Origin of the sequence: Mesorhizobium sp. M8A.F.Ca.ET.207.01.1.1 (assembly GCF_004794715.1) — a bacterium.
Taxonomy (GTDB): Bacteria; Pseudomonadota; Alphaproteobacteria; order Rhizobiales; family Rhizobiaceae; genus Mesorhizobium.
Genome location: NZ_SRUS01000017.1, coordinates 1 through 17050, shown reverse-complemented (window position 1 = coordinate 17050; position 17050 = coordinate 1). Strand labels below are relative to the sequence as shown.

The following is a 17050-nucleotide window of genomic DNA, read 5'->3' as shown; positions in this document are numbered from 1 at the left end:
AAGAATTCCCGAGACTGAGACGTTCTACGGCTTGGCCCATGTTCGCGCTCCTCCTCGATTGGAGACAGGATGGGCCATATGGAAGCGAATAAAAGGAGGTTGGTGACGAGTCTCGGTAGTGGAGTAGAAACGGGTGGAAAAGCTTGCGCTATTCGCCATCGGCGCCGCTAAGCGCATTTGAGAGAAGGGGCCGCGATCGCCAAGAGATGACGTCCGATCGCAAGCCGGCTAGAAATGCGACAGTGACGCGCCTTTTTTGGCACGACCTTAGCACCCGATCGGGCCTCAGCTGGTCGTCGTTGCGCAGCCGATCGGGTGCGATTTTTATAAAGCTCTCTTGGCTTTAGCTTTGAGAGCCCGTCATCGAGACAAATGCAAGGGAACGGTCCGCCCCCTGGGGACATTCGACATGCCGTGGCAGCTTCCTATGGTGAGCCAGCGCATTCCGATACACGTTTTCCGCGCTCTACCGTTGCTCCAGCACCTGTGCTGAGGCTGAGCGCTTGATCAGGACCCGACCGCTGCTGTTGCGGGATGGTGACTGGGTTGAGGTCGCGAAGACCTTGACCGCGGGTACGTTGTTCATCCCGATGAGCGCTGAGCCGAGAAGCAGCCAAGAACGCTTCCCGTAATCGAATCCTACGGGAACCGCGAAACCAGCGTCCAAAGGACGCAATTCTCCGACGTCGTTCACTCAAGCTCATCTCGCAACTTGAACGCTTGTATGAAGCCGCTGCATGTGCGCCGGTGGACCGGATTGCTGCTATCCAAACCACGTGCTCAGTTTCGCCCCCGTAATAACTCTACCGTCCGAAACGGCTTTCGCGCGTCAGGTCCACCCCACATGAAAGTTCCGCGAGCAGCACGGACGGAGAGGCCGGTCACAACTCCTTCGCGTGCTCTTTTACTACCGAATCAAGTGCCAAATGGAGAGGCACTGCCTTAGAGAACAGGAAGCCCTGCGCGGTTCTGCAGCCAAGCTTGTACAGAGTTTGCCGATCTGCCTCTGTTTCAACGCCCTCGGCCATGACCTCGATCCCGAGCGTCCTACCAAGATCAATCACCGCTTTGACAAGCAGCCGATTCTCCCGGGACTTGGCTAAGCCGCGAACGAAGCCCTGATCTATTTTCACCTTCCTGATCCGACTGTCCTTGAGCGATGCCAACGTCGAAAAACCGGTGCCGAAGTCATCGAGCGCGATAGAAATGCCAGCATGTGAAAGCCGGGCGAGCTTTTCATCCACTCTGTCCGGATCCACTGGGGCTTCTTCGGTAATCTCGATGTCGAACATCGTTGCAGGGAGGTCTTTTGCCGCCAGACCATTAAGAATCATCTCGTCAATATCGCCAGCTTCCAACTCGCACGGTGAAACATTCATCGCCACACGAACATCACGACGGTCAGCTTTGACCAAGCCCTCGATAAGAGCGCAACAGTCGGCGAATACCGTTTGAGTTAGCAGCTGAAGCATTCCAGTTTCGCGTGCCGCTGTCATGATCTCGGGCGGAGAAATGGGACCGTGAAGCGGGTGAGACCATCTTAGCAAGGCTTCAAAACTGACGACGGCTTCAGTTTCGAGTCTTACGATTGGCTGAAACCAAGCGACCAAGCTTCTCATCGTTATCGCCGAATGAAGATCGCGTTCGATTGACTGGCGGCGTTGCAACTCCCGGGCTAGCTCGGCATCGAACAGACAAAATTCATTCCTGCCGCGGCGCTTAGCTGTGTAAAGGGCGATGTCGGCCCGCAACAACATTTCCGTTAGTCCGGGGTTTTCAGCCAAGTAGATTCCTATAGACGCTCCAATGCGGACTGATGCGATCCCAGGATAGGGGCGAGCAAGCTTGGCTATGAGATTGGACGCGAGATTGGTGGGAGAAGGAGAATTCTTTCGCGAAGAAAAAACCAGCACGAATTCATCCCCACCGATGCGGGCGAGCGTTGAGCCCTCCGGTGCTTCTTCCTCTATTCGGCGGGCGATCCTGGCAAGCAGCTCGTCACCCGTTCTGTGACCGTAGGTATCGTTGACAGATTTGAACCCGTCCAGATCAATCAGCATGGCCACAAAGGGTCCATCGGTGTTCTCAAACTGATCGATTGCATGTTCGAGGCCCCGCCTGTTGAGGAGCGCGGTAAGATGGTCCTCCCTGGAATTGCGCTCCATTTCCGCGGCAAGCCGCTCGGCTTGATGTCTCAGGCGGCTCGCGTCACGGAAGCGCGCTTGTCCAACGAACGAGGATCGAACCAGGCCGCCCTCGAAAAGCAGGACGGCAAAAGCCAGAATGTAGTTTTCCGGGGCTCCCTTCGTCAGCAAACATGCGGCGGCAATGAGGAGTGGCGGTGTGATGAAGCATATCGCTGCCGCAGCATATGAGCTGCCGTACGTGACCGCGCCAGCTGAAATGCCCGCCAGAATTATTAGATGCAGCGATGCTTGAGACGTCGTGTATCCAGCCGTTAGGACGGCAAGGAATGACCAGGTGAATCCCGCCAGAAGAGCAAGCCTGCCAAACCAGCGAAGCCGCAGCCAAACCCGTGTCAGATCATCCTGGACTCCGGGTTCCTTCAGCTGATGACGGGCGAGTGCAAGGCGGGCGGCATTTATCGCATTAACGACCGAAAACCAGGCCGCGCCAGCAAGACCGTTCCCGGAAAGGGCCTGCACGGTCAAAATCAGCCCGGACAGCACAATGCTTATCGGCATTGAGACGAAAAGGCCTGCCCTCAGATCAGCGAGCTGGTCCTGAAGGATTCTCGCCTCCAGCGGATCTTCTTTTTCCAAGGCTGGACGGGTCAGCTTGCTTACTCCTGCTTGTCCGCAGCCTATGCAGCCCCCCTGAAGGACGGGTTAATTCTTCAATCGGAGATCAGCGTCGGGGAGCAGGATTACTCCGGTGCATCATGCACTCTCTCATCGCTCGCCCAGCACGCGCAAAAATGCGACTGCTGGTGCAGTATCACCGCTGGAGCTCCGCCGAAATCCCATGCCGGACAAGGGGAACATGTTGGGCAAAGCGAAGCCCCAGATGCCTTGCAAGCCGTGCCGCCAGGTGGTCTCTGGAGTAGAGTCCAACCAATATGTTCGTTGCATGGTAGAGCGGCGCCGCCGACAGGCGCAGCCGCCTTTCGTATATATGCAGCATGTCGGGGTCGCCAACATTGCGGCCGTCGCGGCACGCAGTCATGATTCCACGGGCGAGTTGCTTCTGGCTGCTGAGACCGATGTTGAATCCGTGAGCGGTCACCGGGTGCATGCCGATGGCAGCGTCGCCGATGAGTGCGGCGCTCGGCGCCCGGAATTTGTGCGCCCAGGTCGTGACCAGCGGATAGGTGTGGCGCTTGCTTGCCAAGGTCATTTTTCCAAGGCGCCCTCGACACCGTTTCGTCAACTCCGACAGGAACAAATCATCATCGAAGGCAAGCAGTCTATAGGCCTCGTTTGAGCGCAATGTGAGCAGCAGCGACGACATGCCCTCCGCGAGGGGCAATATCGCTATCGTCTGATGGTGATCGAACCATTCGATGGCGAACTGGTGGTGGGCGCGCTCGTGCCTCACTCGGCAAATCAGCATCGAGTGGCCAAGCCGGTTGATATCGGCGCCGATGCCTAGCAGATCACGCGTGGCGGACAAACGCGAATCCGCGGCAACAACCAGCCGAGCAGTTAAACGCGCGCCATTAGAGAGCGTTACGACTGCTCCTTCTTGGCTGTTTGTTGCATCGACGACCGAGTGGCCGCACAACAGCCGGGCGCGATCCTGCAAGCGGACGATTTTGAACAGCGCCTCGCGGATCCGGCAATTTGGAACCAAAACCCCCAGCGGTTCTCCAGAGTTGCTGGGAGGATCGAAACGAAGAGCGAATGCGCTCGAGCCGTTGAGCACGCGCGCGCCTTGAAGTGCTGATTTGTCCGAAGCCGGGATGACATCCCAGGCGCCGAGCTCGCGAAGGGTTCTGATCGAAGCGTTGGTCAGCGCGATTTCGCGACCATCGAAAGCCGGATTCGCCAGACTATCGAATGTGTTCTGTTCAACAACTGCCACCTTGAGTTCGCTTTGGGCAAGCGACGCAGCGAACGAAAGGCCGACCGGGCCGGCTCCAACGACAACGATGTCAAAATTATCGTCAGAGCCCATCAGCGTGCCGCCATCCGGTCGCCTATCCTCGTGTAACGGTGGAACTGAGCCGAGTGACATGAGCTCCGTGCCCGCCGCATTGCCTAAAGGCGCTGGGCCGGGAGATTCGCATCGATCGGCAACGAAGCACTCAAAGCGCTCAGAGGTGGATGCGGCTAACCGATCCCGCCCTTTCGCCGCGCAGCCGCGCAGATCGCCGCCAGCAAGCGAGACACTCGCGACGCTGGTCAGCGACGGCCGCGCCGCATCGATCGCCACATTCCACCTGGAACCCTTGCGCATACTACTCACGCTCCACGACGTCGAAGCGGGCTCTCTTGCGAGGGTGAGGGTATCGAACGTAGCGCTCTCTCTCGTCATCCCAGCCAAGGTAGCGGAAACTTTTATCCACGACCGCGCATATCTCATCAAGAACCTGCTGCATGGCTTCGATGTCGATGTCCTTGCAATTCAGTCGCCGATAGAGCAAAGCCCACGCGGCGACATAGTCGTCGAAATAGCGCGCGTCACTCGAACCAATGATCAACTTCGGACGGTTGATCGATTTCGAAAACGCACGTCCCAACCCCGATGATGCTCCGCAGCACGTTGACATCACGAGGATCTTCGGCGCTGGATGCGAGCCCTGGAACATTTTTACGAAGTCAGCCCAAAGAAGGCCACTTCGCCCACTGGACGAAGCGATCCCGTCACCATTGCCGTGCCCGGCGATGTGAAGCACGTCGCACTCCGCCTCCATCGCTCGTACTACAGCCTCACCAAATTTCGTTCGGTTCAACGCCATGTGGAGCTCCGCGCGGATGTTGACAGCCTTTAACAAGTGCTGCACGATCGGTCCCTCTTGCCTGTCGGCGAAGTAGTCATTTGCATTGTGGCAGTCGATGATGTGTACGGTGTTCATGGTACTCCAGCCGCTTGTTCGTTCATCGTCGTGACGAGCGGACACCACGCGCGCGGAACCGCGTGACGTGCGCTGGGTTCCGGTACCGTCGCATAGCCTCAAGGCGCGGGCCGGGAATCGGGATGGATCGGCAACGACGCACACAACCCATCAAAGGCGAAAGCTGTTGATCGGCCCCCTGTCCGCGCAGCCACGCGGATGGTCAGCCAGCAAGCGAGATACACACGACGCCGGTCAGCTAATGGCTGCGCCGTAAGCACAAGGCATGGCCGACCACACGACAGAAAACCCAGAACCGTGAAGGTGCTGATAATGACGACCAATCTTTCCGTAAGTCATGCATTTCTCCGTCGAAGACTGGTCAATAGACCACGCCGATGAGTATGACCCTGATCTGGATCAGCCAGACATGACCAATCGGCACTGGCGGTTCACGGTCAGGTGATCGACCGTGACGTTCCACTTTGGAACCCGTGCGCACATTGCCAAGCTCTCGTCCGGCCACGCGAGGTACTCTCGTGGCATCACACGCCTCATACTGGGTGCAATGGGAGGCAGTCCTTCGCACGACAGAGGCTTTTCACAAATGTAGTGTGCAGCTTAGGTCAAGATGGTCATGGAGCATGGAGCATGGAGCATGGACAGCTTGTTCCCGACCGAGCCGGCTCGACTGACGAGCGCGATCCGCGCATCTTATGCACAGCGGATTGAAATCAGCGTTCCGGTTTGTCGTCCCGATCAATTAGTATCCGCTCGGCGGCTCCGTCGAGATCTTCGTATTGACCGCTTCGCAATGCCCAGACGAAGCCGGACACACCCAGTGCACCCAGAAAAAGGGCCACTGGTATGAGATAGAGCAACGTCGTCACGAGGATTATGCCGAATAGCTGACTGCGGAGCGTCCGACTTTTTGAATAACTTGCAGCGTCGCATTCGCCCCGAAGCCGTGCAAGCGCAATGCGTTTCCAATAACAAGCACCGATGAGGCAGACATGGCAATCGCCGCTAACAAAGGCGTGGCGTGGCCCAGGATGGCGATCGGCACGGCGACGGCATTGTAGACGATCGCAATCGCGATGTTCTGGCGGATCAGGTGTCCCGCCTTGCGCGAGACGTCCAGCGCGAGAGGCACTGCCAGAAGGCTTTCGCGCAGGAATACGAAGTCGGCGGCATTGCGGCCAATGTCGGCGGCGGTGGCCGGAGCGATCGAGACATGCGCCGCGCTCAGCGCCGGCGTGTCGTTGAGGCCGTCGCCAACCATCAGAACCTTGTGTCCGTCTTTCGCCAGGGTCTCGATGCGCTCGACCTTGCCCGACGGCAGCAGGCACGGAACGAAGTCCTCGACACCCAGCATTCTTGCAACTTCACCGCAGGCACCTGCGGTATCGCCCGACAGCATTTGCATCGACACCCCAGTATCGTTCAATCGCTTGATCGCCGCCGCCGCGTCGGCGCGCAGCGCATCCTCGAAATCGAAGGTCGCGACAATGAACCCGTCTTTTGTCAGCACCGTTCCGCCATAGCCATGGTTGCCTTCACCACCGGTCCGGGCCTTCCATCCAGCCCATCCGCGTCGACCCAGCCGCCAGATGCTTCCGGCGACAGTGGCTTCGATCCCGAACCCCGGATGCTCTGTGACGGCATCGAATTTGTGTTGCCCGCCAGGAGCGGCAAAGCCGGTTATGGCCTTTGAAAACGGGTGACGCGAGTGCGCGGCCATGTCTGCCGCGATTGCCAGCATGGCCGGATCGATCGACGATGCATTGAGGAGCCGGGGTTGTCCGAGCGTGAGCGTTCCGGTCTTGTCGAACACTGCGTTATCAATCGTCGCCAGGCGCTCCATGGCCGAACCGTCCTTGACCATGATGCCGTTCTCGAACAGACGCCGCGCGGCGACCACCTGAACGATCGGTACGGCGAGGCCGAGCGCGCACGGGCAGGTGATGATCAGAACGGCAATGGCGATCGTCATCGCCCGGTGCCAGTCGCCCGTCGCCGCCATCCAACCCAGGAATGTCACGAAGGCGGTGAGATGAACCACGGGCGCGTAGAGTGCCGACACGCGATCAGCGATGCGGCGATAGTGCGCGCGACCGCCCTCTGCGGCTTCCATCAGCCGAACCATTTCGGCGAGGAACGAATCCTTCGCGGCGGCGGTCGCCTCGATCGTCAGCGGGCCGGTAAGATTGAGCACGCCGGCCTGCACGGCTTCGCCCGGCGCCACGTTTTTCGGCGCGCTTTCGCCTGAGGCCAGCGAGCAGTCGAGATCAGACGCTCCGTGGATGATCTTGCCGTCGACGGGGATCCTTTCACCGGCCGCGATCAGCAGCTGCATCCCCGGTTCGATCTCGCCAACCGGCAGATAGTCGCGCGCGCCATCGCCGCGCAGCACCATGGCGCCGCGTGCGGCCAGCTGCGACAGGCCTTTCACCGCGGTGCGGGCACGTTCGCGCATCACGTGATCCAACGTGCGGCCGATCAACAGGAAGAACAGCAGCGACACCGATGCATCGAAATAAGCGTGGTCGCCATGGTTGATCGTCTCATAGAGGCTCATGGCGTAGGCAAGGGATACTCCGACCGCGATCGGCACATCCATGTTCATGCGGCCGTGACGCAGCGCATTCCAGGCCGAGCGGAAGAAGATGCCGCAGGCGAAGGCGAGCGCTGGGATGGCGATCAATGCGGAGACCCAGTGAAACAGGTCGCGGGTAGCCCCTTCGGCCCCGGACCAGACAGAGACCGAAAGCAGCATGATATTGCCCGCCGCGAACCCGGCAACCGCGACGGCGCGGATCAACTCCGAAAGCGTCCTGTCCTTTTCATCAATCTCGGGGGCGAAGAGATGCGCCTGGTAGCCGAGCCGTCCAAGCGCGGCGACGAACGGTGGAACCTCGTCGCCACGCCAGCGGACCGAGACCCGTTTCGTCGACAGGTTGACGCGGGCGCTCTCGACGCGATCGAGCGTTCCCAACGCCGTCTCGATCGTCTGGATACAAGCTGCGCAATGAACGCTCGGCACCGAAAGATCGGTTTGGCGGAGATCATCTCCAAGCGATCGGCTCGCCAGCCTGATCTCTTGACTAGACGGCAGGACCGACGTGGTGCTGCCCAGATCAAGCGCCATTTCGGCGCCCGGTGCACAACAACTCATTGCAGCGCTCCATGGGAAATCATGATCCTGCGGACGTCGCGATACGGTTTATCCAGACCGGCGTCGGCGTCGACTTCGACAATCCAGACGCCGTCCTTCGGCATGTGCTGGGCTGCGAATTCCTGGCCCGAGGCGGGTGCGAGGGTGACCGACTTGTCCTCCTTCTCGTACGCGGGATGGCGAAACAGCATTTTGACGCCGTGCAAGGGAACCGGCTTGCCGGCGGCGTCGGTGAGGCCGTAGCGAACTTCGCCCCATGCAATGGTCAGCTTGCCGGTCCAGCCAAGGGCTGCCTGCGCGCGCCCCTCCTCGGCCTGCTTGTTGAATTGCTGGCTCGCCACATAGGTGTTTTCGACGACGAGGCCAGTCCAGCTTGTGCTGGCGAGCGTTGCCATGGTCAGATTGACCGCGATGACCACGCCGAAAAAGGCCAGGATGATGACCAGCATGTGCCTGCCGGTGAATTCACGAGGCTTTTGTACATTGGCAGTCATTTGGGGGGCTCCGGCGCGTTGAAGGTGGCGGTGTACTCGTTCGACTCGAAGCTGGCTCTGTCCTCGACGCGGAACTTGAAGGTCTGTGCCGGAGCGCGGATCTGGTCCGCCGGCTGGCGAACGAAGACCCTCAGCATTTTCAGGCGGTCGGGTTCGACCGGAATGGCGAAGGAACGGCCTGCGGGGATGTCGTCGCCGACGACGACCATGTCAGCGCCTTCAAGGCCCTGCATGGTTACGACGATCGTCCTCGGCTCGGGGATCATGTTGAGCAGCTTGACGGTATAGCCATTGCGGATGGATCCGTCGGTCAGCGTGACGAATTGCGGATTGCGGTCATGCAGCACGTTGACTTCGAGCCGATCGCGCGTCAGCAGCGAACAGAGCAGGCCGAGGCCGATCAGCGACCACAAGCCCATGTAGACGTAGGTGCGCGGCCGAAAGATCTTGCTGACATGGAAATGCGCCACCTTGTCGGAGAACAGGCCATCAGCGGTCCTGACCAGCGACGGATTGATTGAACTGAAGCCGCCCGCGGTCGCCAGCATCATGTTGGCGTTGTAGTCGGAGAGCGTCGCGTAGGCGATCAGCCCGCGCTCCTTGCCGAGCTTGTCCATGACACCGTCGCAGGCGTCTATGCAGAGCGCGCAGGTGATGCATTCGAGCTGCTGGCCGTCGCGAATGTCGATCCCCATCGGGCAGACCGCGACACAGGCATTGCAGTCGACGCAGTCGCCGACGGACTGCCCTGCAGCTTGCACCTTCTTCGCATGACGCGAACGCGGTTCGCCGCGCCAGTCATTATAGGTGACGGTGAGCGAACTTTCGTCGAGCATCGCTGCCTGGATGCGCGGCCATGGGCACATGTAGGTGCAGACCTGCTCGCGCATCAGACCGCCGAACGTGTAGGTGGTAGCCGTCAGCACGGCGACAGTGATGTAGGCGACGGGTGGCGCGGTGCCGGTGAAGAGTTCGCCAACCAGCGTCGGCGCATCGGCAAAATAGAAAATCCAGGCGCCGCCGGTCGCCGCACCGATGACCAGCCAGACGGCGTGCTTCGATAAGCGCAGCATCAGCTTGCGGGCGGTCCAGGGGCCTGCATCGAGTTTCATGCGAGCGTTACGGTCGCCCTCTATCGCACGTTCGACGACGAGGAACAGATCGACCCACACCGTCTGAGGGCATGCATAGCCGCACCAGGCACGGCCGACAGTCGAGGTGATCAGGAAAAGACCGACGCCCGCCATGACCAGGAGGCCGGCCACATAGAAGAATTCCTGGGGCCATATCTCGATGAAGAAGAAGTAGAAGCGCCGGTTCGCGAGATCGAGCAGGACTGCCTGGTCCGGGGCAAATGGACCGCGAGCCCAAGGCAGCCACGCAGCCAGGTAATAGATGCCAAGTGTGATCGTCATCACCAGCCATTTGAAGCGACGAAAGTTGCCCGAGGCGCGCTTCGGAAAGATCTTTTGACGCGCGGCATAAAGCGGCTTGCGGGTTTTGGCGGAATTGACAGTTTCTGTTTCGAGCCCTGTCAACTGCGTCTTGTCACGCATGTGCAACTCCACTTTCCCAGCCAATGTCAGGGGCACCTGTCGTAAAGCCTCGCCGTAGGATAGCCTTGCCGGGTTGTGCAGATCGCATTAGGGATGGTGTCGAGGCCCGGCTCACGCCGGGCCTCGTCCGCTTGGCAGGGGGGACCGAAGAATAGGACCTTCCATTCCTATTCTCCGCCGCCAAGCGAATGGACATAAACTGCAAGTTCCTTGACCTTGATCTCGCCGAGACGGCCAACCCAGGCCGGCATGACGCCCTGTTTTGGCGCACGGACCTGTGCGGCGATGGCTGTCTCACCGGATCCATAGAGCCAGATCGCATCGGTCAGGTCGGGGGCGCCGAATTCCCTGTTGCCTTTTGCATTGTCGCCGTGACAGGCCACGCAATTCTCGGCAAAGACCTTGGCGCCGGGTTGGATCAGACTTGCATCGCGGACCTTGCCGGAAAGGCTGGCCACGTAGGCGCTGACTTGTGCGATCTGGTCGGCGGTAATGATGTCGCCGAAGGCCGGCATTTCCGACAGGCGCGTGTCCGGATCGGATGCGAAGCGGATGCCGTGCGTAATCGTCTGCTGGATCTGCTCGGCCTTGCCGCCCCACAGCCAGTCGTCGTCGTTGAGATTGGGAAAGCCCTTGGAACCCTGGGCGCCGGAGCCATGACATTGTACGCAATTGACCTTGAAAGCGGCGCCACCGGCGGCGATTGCGAATTCGCGCAGGCCGTCGTCCGCGGCGATTTCCGAGACGCTCTTGGACTCCACCGCCGAGATATATTTGCCCTTGGCGGCCTCAGCCGCGGTCAGCTCGTTCCTGACCTCGTTGCGGCTGGAATAGCCGAGCACACCCGTTGTCGCCGAGTGCAACAGAGGCCATGCTGGATAGGCAATGGTGTAGCCTATCGCCCAGACAATGGTGACGTAAAAAGTGATAACCCACCATCTGGGAAGCGGGTTGTTCAGCTCCCGGATACCATCCCATTCGTGACCGGTGGTCGAGACGCCAGAGATTTCATCGATATGCTCGTCGCTCATGATCACTCGTCCTCGAGCGGAATGCGGGCCGCTTCGTCGGCCAGCCTTCGGCTGCCGGGGCGTAGGGCAAAGGCGATGCACCCCACGAAGAACAGCGCCATCGCAACCAGGCCCCAGCTGTCGGCAAACGCCCGCATCAAATTGTAGGTCATCAGCGTTCTCCTCAGCGGTAGCCGGCGGCTTCGTCGTAATTTTTGAAGTCGACCAGTGTGCCAAGCATCTGCAGGTAGGCGAGCAGGGCATCCATTTCGGTGACCTGTTGCGGGTTGCCGTCGAAGTCGCCGATCTTGGCTTTTGGGTAACGCGCCTCAAGGCCTGATGTGTCGGCATTGGGATCGGCCTGCGCCGCCAGATCCGCATTGGCGTGGGCGATCATGTCATCGGTGTAAGGGACGGCTACAAGCCTGTTGGCGACCAGATGCGTCGAGAAATCCTTCACGTCGATCGGCGTGTCTTTCAGGAACCCATAGCTCGGCATGATCGATTCCGGCACCACCGAGCGCGGGTCGGTAAGATGCGCGACATGCCATGCATTCGAGTAGCGGTCGCCAACTCTGGCGAGATCCGGCCCGGTGCGCTTCGATCCCCACTGGAAGGGGTGATCGTACATGGACTCGGCAGCCAGGCTGTAGTGGCCATAGCGCTCAACTTCGTCGCGGAACGGCCTGATCATCTGGCTATGACAGAGGTAGCAGCCCTCGCGCATATAGATGTTGCGCCCGACAAGTTCGAGCGGCGAATAGGGGCGCATGCCTTCCACCTTCTCGATCGTGTTGTCGAGATAGAAGAGAGGCGCGATCTCGACGATGCCGCCGACCGTCACCACGAGCAGCGAGCCAACGAGAAGAAGCGTGGCGTTCTTCTCGATGATTGCGTGTTTGTCCATCAAGCCCATTACCTGGCTCCTGATCGCGCAGGTCGGATGGCGACGGGGCTCGGCATCGGCTCCTCCTCGCGCTGGTGGCCGAGGATGGTCCTGGTGATGTTCCAGGCCATGATCAGGGCGCCGGAGAGGTACATGGCGCCGCCGATGGCGCGCATGACATAGTAGGGGTGCATGGCGGCGACGGTTTCGGCGAAGGAGTAGACCAGGAAGCCCTGCTCGCCATATTCGCGCCACATCAGGCCCTGCATGATGCCGGACACCCACATCACCGCGGCGTAGACGACGATCCCGAGTGTCGCCAGCCAGAAGTGCCAGGTGACGAGCCTCAGCGAGTAGAGCCGTTGACGGTTCCAGAGCTTCGGGACCATGTAGTAGATCGCGCCGAACGAGATCATGCCGACCCAGCCGAGCGCACCCGAATGGACGTGCCCGATGGTCCAGTCGGTATAATGCGACAGCGAATTGACCGCCCGGATCGCCATGATGGGGCCTTCGAAGGTCGACATGCCATAGAAGGCGACGGCCATCACCATCATGCGGATGATCGGATCGGTGCGCAGCTTGTCCCAGGCGCCGGACAGCGTCATCAGGCCGTTGATCATGCCGCCCCAGGACGGCATCCACAGCATGATCGAGAACACCATGCCGAGCGTCTGCGCCCAATCGGGCAAGGCGGTGTAGTGCAGGTGATGCGGCCCGGCCCAGATGTAGAGAAAGATGATAGCCCAGAAATGGACGATCGACAGCCGGTACGAATAGACTGGCCGGTTCGCCTGCTTGGGCACGAAATAATACATCATGCCGAGGAAGCCGGCGGTGAGAAAGAAGCCGACCGCGTTGTGGCCGTACCACCATTGCGTCAAGGCGTCCTGGACCCCTGAAAAGGCGGAGTAGCTCTTGGAGCCCAGGAACGAGACTGGTATGGACAGGTTGTTGACCACATGCAGCATCGCGATGGTCACGATGAACGACAGGTAGAACCAGTTGGCCACGTAGATATGCGGTTCCTTGCGCTTCAGGATCGTGCCAAGGAACAGAATGAGGTAGGCGACCCAGACGATGGTCAGCCAGACATCCACATACCATTCGGGTTCGGCGTACTCGCGGCCCTCGGTGATGCCGAGCAGGTAGCCGGTCGCGGCCATGACGATGAACAGCTGGTAGCCCCAGAAGACGAACCAGGCGAGATCACGGCCGAAGAGGCGCGCGCGGCAGGTGCGCTGCACGACATACAGAGACGTGCAAAGCAGCGCGTTGCCGCCGAAGGCGAAAACGACACCGGATGTGTGCAACGGCCGCAAACGACCGAAATTGAACCAGGGCTGGATGTTGAGATCGGGGTAGGCGAGCTGCAGCGCGATCACCACGCCGACCAGCATGCCGACGACACCCCAGAACACGGTGGCGATCGCGCCGTAGCGGATCGGACCATCCATGTAAGCGGATGGGTCAATCGGAGCTGCTGGCCTGAACTCCGTGTTGCGCAACAGGATCGCAGTGAAACCAGCCACTGCGAAGAACAACACCCACATGTGTCGGCGGAAAGGTTCATCCACGCCGAAGCCGGCGGCCACCAGGGCCGCAAAAGCGAACACGCTTAGAAGGACGATCTCTGTGCCGAATTTCATTGCAGATCCCGATCTCGAATCTGGTGGATGCCAAATCCGCAGCGCACTAATCGCGCAGCCGCCGCCCCCTCGCCCTGATCTATGTCAGGCCGCACGATTTTGTGCGGCGCAATCAGCAGGTGGCGAATGAACGAGGAACGCAGCGCGGGCTCACTCCCTCATGGAAGGCGTTCCCTGGGTTGGGCGGGCGCAGACGCGATCGCTGAGGCGAAAGCTGAGGCTCTGCGCGCGTTGGATGCTATTGCCGATGCCCTGCCAAACGTTGTTCGGATCCCATTGGAAACGAACGCGATCGTTCCGCCGAGCCGTGGCAGATTAAGGACCATGCTTCGCCGGTATGTGCCGAAACACACCTGGCGATTGGTCACGTTCCTATCAAAGCCCGAAAGCTGTTTGTCTCGACAACCGTGACGCCGCTTCGTCGAAGGCGCGGCGACATCGCATTAAAAGGCAAACACGGCCCGCCCCGGAGTCATGCGACATGGCCTCGCCGCTTAGGGCCGCTCGCGTCCGCCGCCACAGCGCTTCTCCAGACGGCTTATGCTGTCCACCGTCACATGGCGTGCGTTCTCAATCCGAATCACCCCGTCAGCCCGCAATCGCGTCAGTTGGCGGCTCACGGTCTCGCTGGTGATTCCAAGGAAATCAGACATTTCGGCACGCGTCAGCGGCAGATCGAAGGAGGCCGACCCGGAAGCCGCATCGAGACTGGAATCGATATTCCGGGCCATCATGAGGAGAAAAGTCGCCACCTTTTCCGGAGCTGTCTTGCGCCCCAGCGTCACCATCCACTCGCGCGCCTCATCGAGTTCATTCAGCGTCTGTTTGAGCAGGCGATGCTCGAATTCCCGTGACGCCTTCATCATCCGTTCGACGGCCGCTCGCGGAAACGAACACAGCGTGACTGCTGTTGCCGCTTCCGCATTGATCGAGCTTTCCTCCTTGAAAGGACGTCCCAGAAAATCCGGTGCAAACTGGAGACCGACGATCTGCTGGCGCCCATCCGACAGGCTCTTTGATAGCTTTACCACGCCTGAAAGCACGTTGGAGTAGCTGTCGACGTTCTGTGCCTCGCCGGTCAACTCCATTCCTGACTCGATCCGGCGACGCGAGCAAGTCTTGGCGAGCCCAACCAAATTGTCTGGATCGAGCGCACCGCAGACACCGCGACGCCGTGCCTCGCAAGGGAAGCAAAGAACAGGAATGCCGGAACTATGAATGTCTTGCCGAAAGGTCATGCGTTCGCCTTACCCGATCCTAACTGCCGGCAGGATACCCATCCAGGGTAGAGAAATCCTGCGGCGGTTTGTCCATGAGCGCGGCTGATCGAGATCAGGGTCTGCTTCAGCGATGCGTGCAGTGTTCCGGCGGGCAACACGGTGAACGCGAGATGCAATCGGAAATAGCTGTCAAACTCAGCGAGAACGTCCCACGCTACACCAGCTATCCGACGGCGCCGCATTTCCATTCGGGGATCGATGCTGCCATTTACCGTGGCTGGTTGGAGACGCTGGAAAGCGGCGACGAAATCTCGCTGTACCTGCACATTCCTTACTGCGACAAGCTCTGCTGGTTCTGCGCCTGCCACACCAAGCAGACGCACCAATATGAGCCGGTGGCCGCTTATCTGCGCTCGCTGAATGCCGAAATCGTCACGATTGCCGGTCTGGTGAGCGGCAAGGCACATGTCCGTGCAATCCACTTCGGTGGCGGTTCGCCAACTATTCTGAGGCCCGATGATATGGTTGCTCTTGGAGCGGCCTTGCGGGACAGCTTCGACCTTCTCCCGGATGCTACGGTCAGCATCGAAATCGAAACCAACGACATGGACAAGGCGCGCCTTGATGCACTTGCTCAAATCGGCGTAACGCGGGCGAGCCTCGGCGTGCAGGATTTCGATCCGCAAGTGCAAAAAGCAATTAATCGTGAGCAGAGTTTTTTGCAGACCAAGGCAGTCGTCGACGGGGTTCGTTCGCGGGGCGTCGAATCGGTCAATCTGGACCTGCTCTACGGGCTCCCGAATCAGACACGCGAGACGATCTGTTCCACGGTGGCGCAGGCACTGACCTTGGAGCCAGACCGGATGGCCCTGTTCGGCTACGCACATGTGCCCTGGTTCAAGAAGCATCAGACGATGATCGACGAGGCATGGCTGCCGAGTCCCACTGAGCGTTTCGCCCAATCTCAACTCGCGGCGCGGGCAATTGTCGCCAAGGGATATGAGGCAATAGGACTCGATCATTTCGCGAAGCCCGACGATGCGCTGGCCATAGCGGCCCGCGCAGGGGTTTTGCATCGCAATTTTCAGGGCTACACTGAGGATCGCTGCCCGACACTGATCGGACTTGGCCCTTCGTCCATCGGTCGTTTTCGCCAAGGCTACGTGCAGAACATGGCTTCGACTGCCGGGTACGGGCGCATGGTTGCGGATGGCGGGTTGGCTGCCGTCCGCGGCGTTGCCCTTTCCGACGACGATCGCGTCCGTGGCTGGATCATCGAGCGGCTGATGTGTGATTTTGCCTTCTCGGCAGTCGACCTGGTGGAGCGGTTCGGCAAAGCCGGCGAGCAGCTCCTTCATCGCTCGAGGTCCATCGCACTCCACGATCCTGCCCGAGCGCTTGAATTCGATGGTGACAGTTTCCTCGTACGGACTGAAAGTCGCCCCTTCATTCGAACCATCGCGGCCAAGTTCGATACATATTTCAAAGGGGGAACGGCGAGGCACTCGGTGGCGGTCTGAGCAAAGCACAGTGCGCTCGCCGTTTGGTCGATCGGCGAACCAGCTGCGTTCGTTTTGACCGCTCATAGGCGACTACCGCATCAAATCGTCGACCGTGAACAATCCGAGCCCTAAGCGGCGACCGGCTTCGGCCGGATTTGAAGCAGGGCAATCAAGAGCGACAAAAACCCCTTCAGCCACCTGAGCAGGAGGGAGAAGTTGTAGCCGGCGGCGGCCAGGATGGCGTTGAGGGTGTCGCCCTGCTGGCCGGCGAGGTAGTTGCGGCCCATTCTGTGTTCGCTCTTGATGTGGCCGATGACGGGCTCGACCGCCGACCGCCGTCGCATCTGGCGCTTGATGGCTGGGGTGACGCGGCGTTTCTGGCCCGCGGTGAAGACCCTGAGCTTGTGGCTCTGCGGTGCGTTGTGGCCGCGATAGCCGGCGTCGGCGAGGATGCGGCCGATCTCGTTGCCGATGGTCTTTTCCATGTCGGGGATGACGCTTGCCAGCGTGTGGCCGTCATAGGGATTGCCGGGCAGTGCTT

General features: G+C 60.0%; 14 protein-coding genes. 1 reads left to right on the top strand and 13 read right to left on the bottom strand.

Annotated features, from left to right (window positions below; genetic code table 11):
* Positions 1 to 881 precede the first annotated feature (881 nt).
* From EN850_RS31485 to EN850_RS31430, 12 genes are all read right to left on the bottom strand, one after another.
* The gene (locus tag EN850_RS31485; RefSeq protein WP_082826564.1) at positions 882 to 2783 is read right to left on the bottom strand and encodes an EAL domain-containing protein; all 1902 of its coding nucleotides are present in this window, start codon (positions 2781 to 2783) and stop codon (positions 882 to 884) included.
* A 175-nt stretch (positions 2784 to 2958) separates the two neighbouring features.
* Positions 2959 to 4140, bottom strand: a complete 1182-nt coding sequence (ubiM, locus tag EN850_RS31480; protein WP_189340299.1) for a 5-demethoxyubiquinol-8 5-hydroxylase UbiM — start codon at positions 4138 to 4140, stop codon at positions 2959 to 2961.
* 280 nt (positions 4141 to 4420) lie between these two features.
* Positions 4421 to 5038: a hypothetical protein gene (locus EN850_RS31475; RefSeq protein WP_127247245.1), complete on the bottom strand. Its 618-nt coding sequence runs from the start codon at positions 5036 to 5038 to the stop codon at positions 4421 to 4423.
* Positions 5039 to 5751: 713 nt separating this feature from the next.
* The gene (ccoS, locus tag EN850_RS31470; RefSeq protein ID WP_081714250.1) at positions 5752 to 5907 is read right to left on the bottom strand and encodes a cbb3-type cytochrome oxidase assembly protein CcoS; all 156 of its coding nucleotides are present in this window, start codon (positions 5905 to 5907) and stop codon (positions 5752 to 5754) included.
* Positions 5908 to 5912: 5 nt separating this feature from the next.
* Complete coding sequence (locus tag EN850_RS31465) at positions 5913 to 8192, bottom strand: cation-translocating P-type ATPase (protein WP_127872164.1); 2280 nt, start codon at positions 8190 to 8192, stop codon at positions 5913 to 5915.
* Entirely contained in the window at positions 8189 to 8686 is a 498-nt protein-coding gene (locus EN850_RS31460) for a FixH family protein (RefSeq protein WP_127309308.1), read from the bottom strand. Before EN850_RS31460 ends, EN850_RS31465 begins: the two co-directional genes overlap by 4 nt.
* Positions 8683 to 10242, bottom strand: a complete 1560-nt coding sequence (ccoG, locus tag EN850_RS31455; RefSeq protein WP_127309307.1) for a cytochrome c oxidase accessory protein CcoG — start codon at positions 10240 to 10242, stop codon at positions 8683 to 8685. The genes EN850_RS31460 and ccoG overlap by 4 nt, the downstream gene beginning before the upstream one ends.
* Positions 10243 to 10409: 167 nt before the next feature.
* Positions 10410 to 11273, bottom strand: a complete 864-nt coding sequence (gene ccoP, locus EN850_RS31450) for a cytochrome-c oxidase, cbb3-type subunit III (RefSeq protein WP_063169223.1) — start codon at positions 11271 to 11273, stop codon at positions 10410 to 10412.
* A 2-nt stretch (positions 11274 to 11275) separates the two neighbouring features.
* Positions 11276 to 11425: a cbb3-type cytochrome c oxidase subunit 3 gene (locus EN850_RS31445; RefSeq protein WP_024502864.1), complete on the bottom strand. Its 150-nt coding sequence runs from the start codon at positions 11423 to 11425 to the stop codon at positions 11276 to 11278.
* Between the two features lie 11 nt (positions 11426 to 11436).
* Positions 11437 to 12168 carry a cytochrome-c oxidase, cbb3-type subunit II gene (ccoO, locus tag EN850_RS31440; protein WP_063169224.1) on the bottom strand — a complete coding sequence of 244 codons (732 nt, stop codon included), beginning with the start codon at positions 12166 to 12168 and terminating at the stop codon, positions 11437 to 11439.
* On the bottom strand, positions 12168 to 13787 hold the full coding sequence (gene ccoN, locus EN850_RS31435) for a cytochrome-c oxidase, cbb3-type subunit I (RefSeq protein WP_024502862.1): 1620 nt from the start codon (positions 13785 to 13787) through the stop codon (positions 12168 to 12170). Before ccoN ends, ccoO begins: the two co-directional genes overlap by 1 nt.
* A gap of 494 nt (positions 13788 to 14281) precedes the next feature.
* Positions 14282 to 15025 carry a Crp/Fnr family transcriptional regulator gene (locus EN850_RS31430; RefSeq protein ID WP_024502861.1) on the bottom strand — a complete coding sequence of 248 codons (744 nt, stop codon included), beginning with the start codon at positions 15023 to 15025 and terminating at the stop codon, positions 14282 to 14284.
* Between the two features lie 152 nt (positions 15026 to 15177).
* Here EN850_RS31430 and hemN point away from each other — a divergent pair, with 152 nt between their 5' ends.
* A complete protein-coding gene (gene hemN, locus EN850_RS31425; RefSeq protein ID WP_063169226.1) occupies positions 15178 to 16527 on the top strand; it encodes an oxygen-independent coproporphyrinogen III oxidase in 1350 nt (449 codons plus the stop codon).
* 110 nt (positions 16528 to 16637) lie between these two features.
* Here the strand turns inward: hemN and EN850_RS31420 are convergent.
* On the bottom strand, positions 16638 to 17050 hold a 413-nt coding region (locus EN850_RS31420; RefSeq protein ID WP_189340297.1), incomplete at its 5' end, for a transposase.

Excerpts from the sequence above, each read along its gene's own strand:
- EN850_RS31445 (WP_024502864.1), bottom strand. The coding sequence starts at position 11,425 with ATGACCTACAATTTGATGCGGGCGTTTGCCGACAGCTGGGGCCTGGTT.
- ccoG (WP_127309307.1), bottom strand. The coding sequence starts at position 10,242 with ATGCGTGACAAGACGCAGTTGACAGGGCTCGAAACAGAAACTGTCAAT.
- EN850_RS31475 (WP_127247245.1), bottom strand. The coding sequence starts at position 5,038 with ATGAACACCGTACACATCATCGACTGCCACAATGCAAATGACTACTTC.
- EN850_RS31465 (WP_127872164.1), bottom strand. The coding sequence starts at position 8,192 with ATGAGTTGTTGTGCACCGGGCGCCGAAATGGCGCTTGATCTGGGCAGC.
- EN850_RS31430 (WP_024502861.1), bottom strand. The coding sequence starts at position 15,025 with ATGACCTTTCGGCAAGACATTCATAGTTCCGGCATTCCTGTTCTTTGC.
- hemN (WP_063169226.1), top strand. The coding sequence starts at position 15,178 with ATGCAATCGGAAATAGCTGTCAAACTCAGCGAGAACGTCCCACGCTAC.
- ccoP (WP_063169223.1), bottom strand. The coding sequence starts at position 11,273 with ATGAGCGACGAGCATATCGATGAAATCTCTGGCGTCTCGACCACCGGT.
- ccoO (WP_063169224.1), bottom strand. The coding sequence starts at position 12,168 with ATGGGCTTGATGGACAAACACGCAATCATCGAGAAGAACGCCACGCTT.
- EN850_RS31460 (WP_127309308.1), bottom strand. The coding sequence starts at position 8,686 with ATGACTGCCAATGTACAAAAGCCTCGTGAATTCACCGGCAGGCACATG.
- ccoN (WP_024502862.1), bottom strand. The coding sequence starts at position 13,787 with ATGAAATTCGGCACAGAGATCGTCCTTCTAAGCGTGTTCGCTTTTGCG.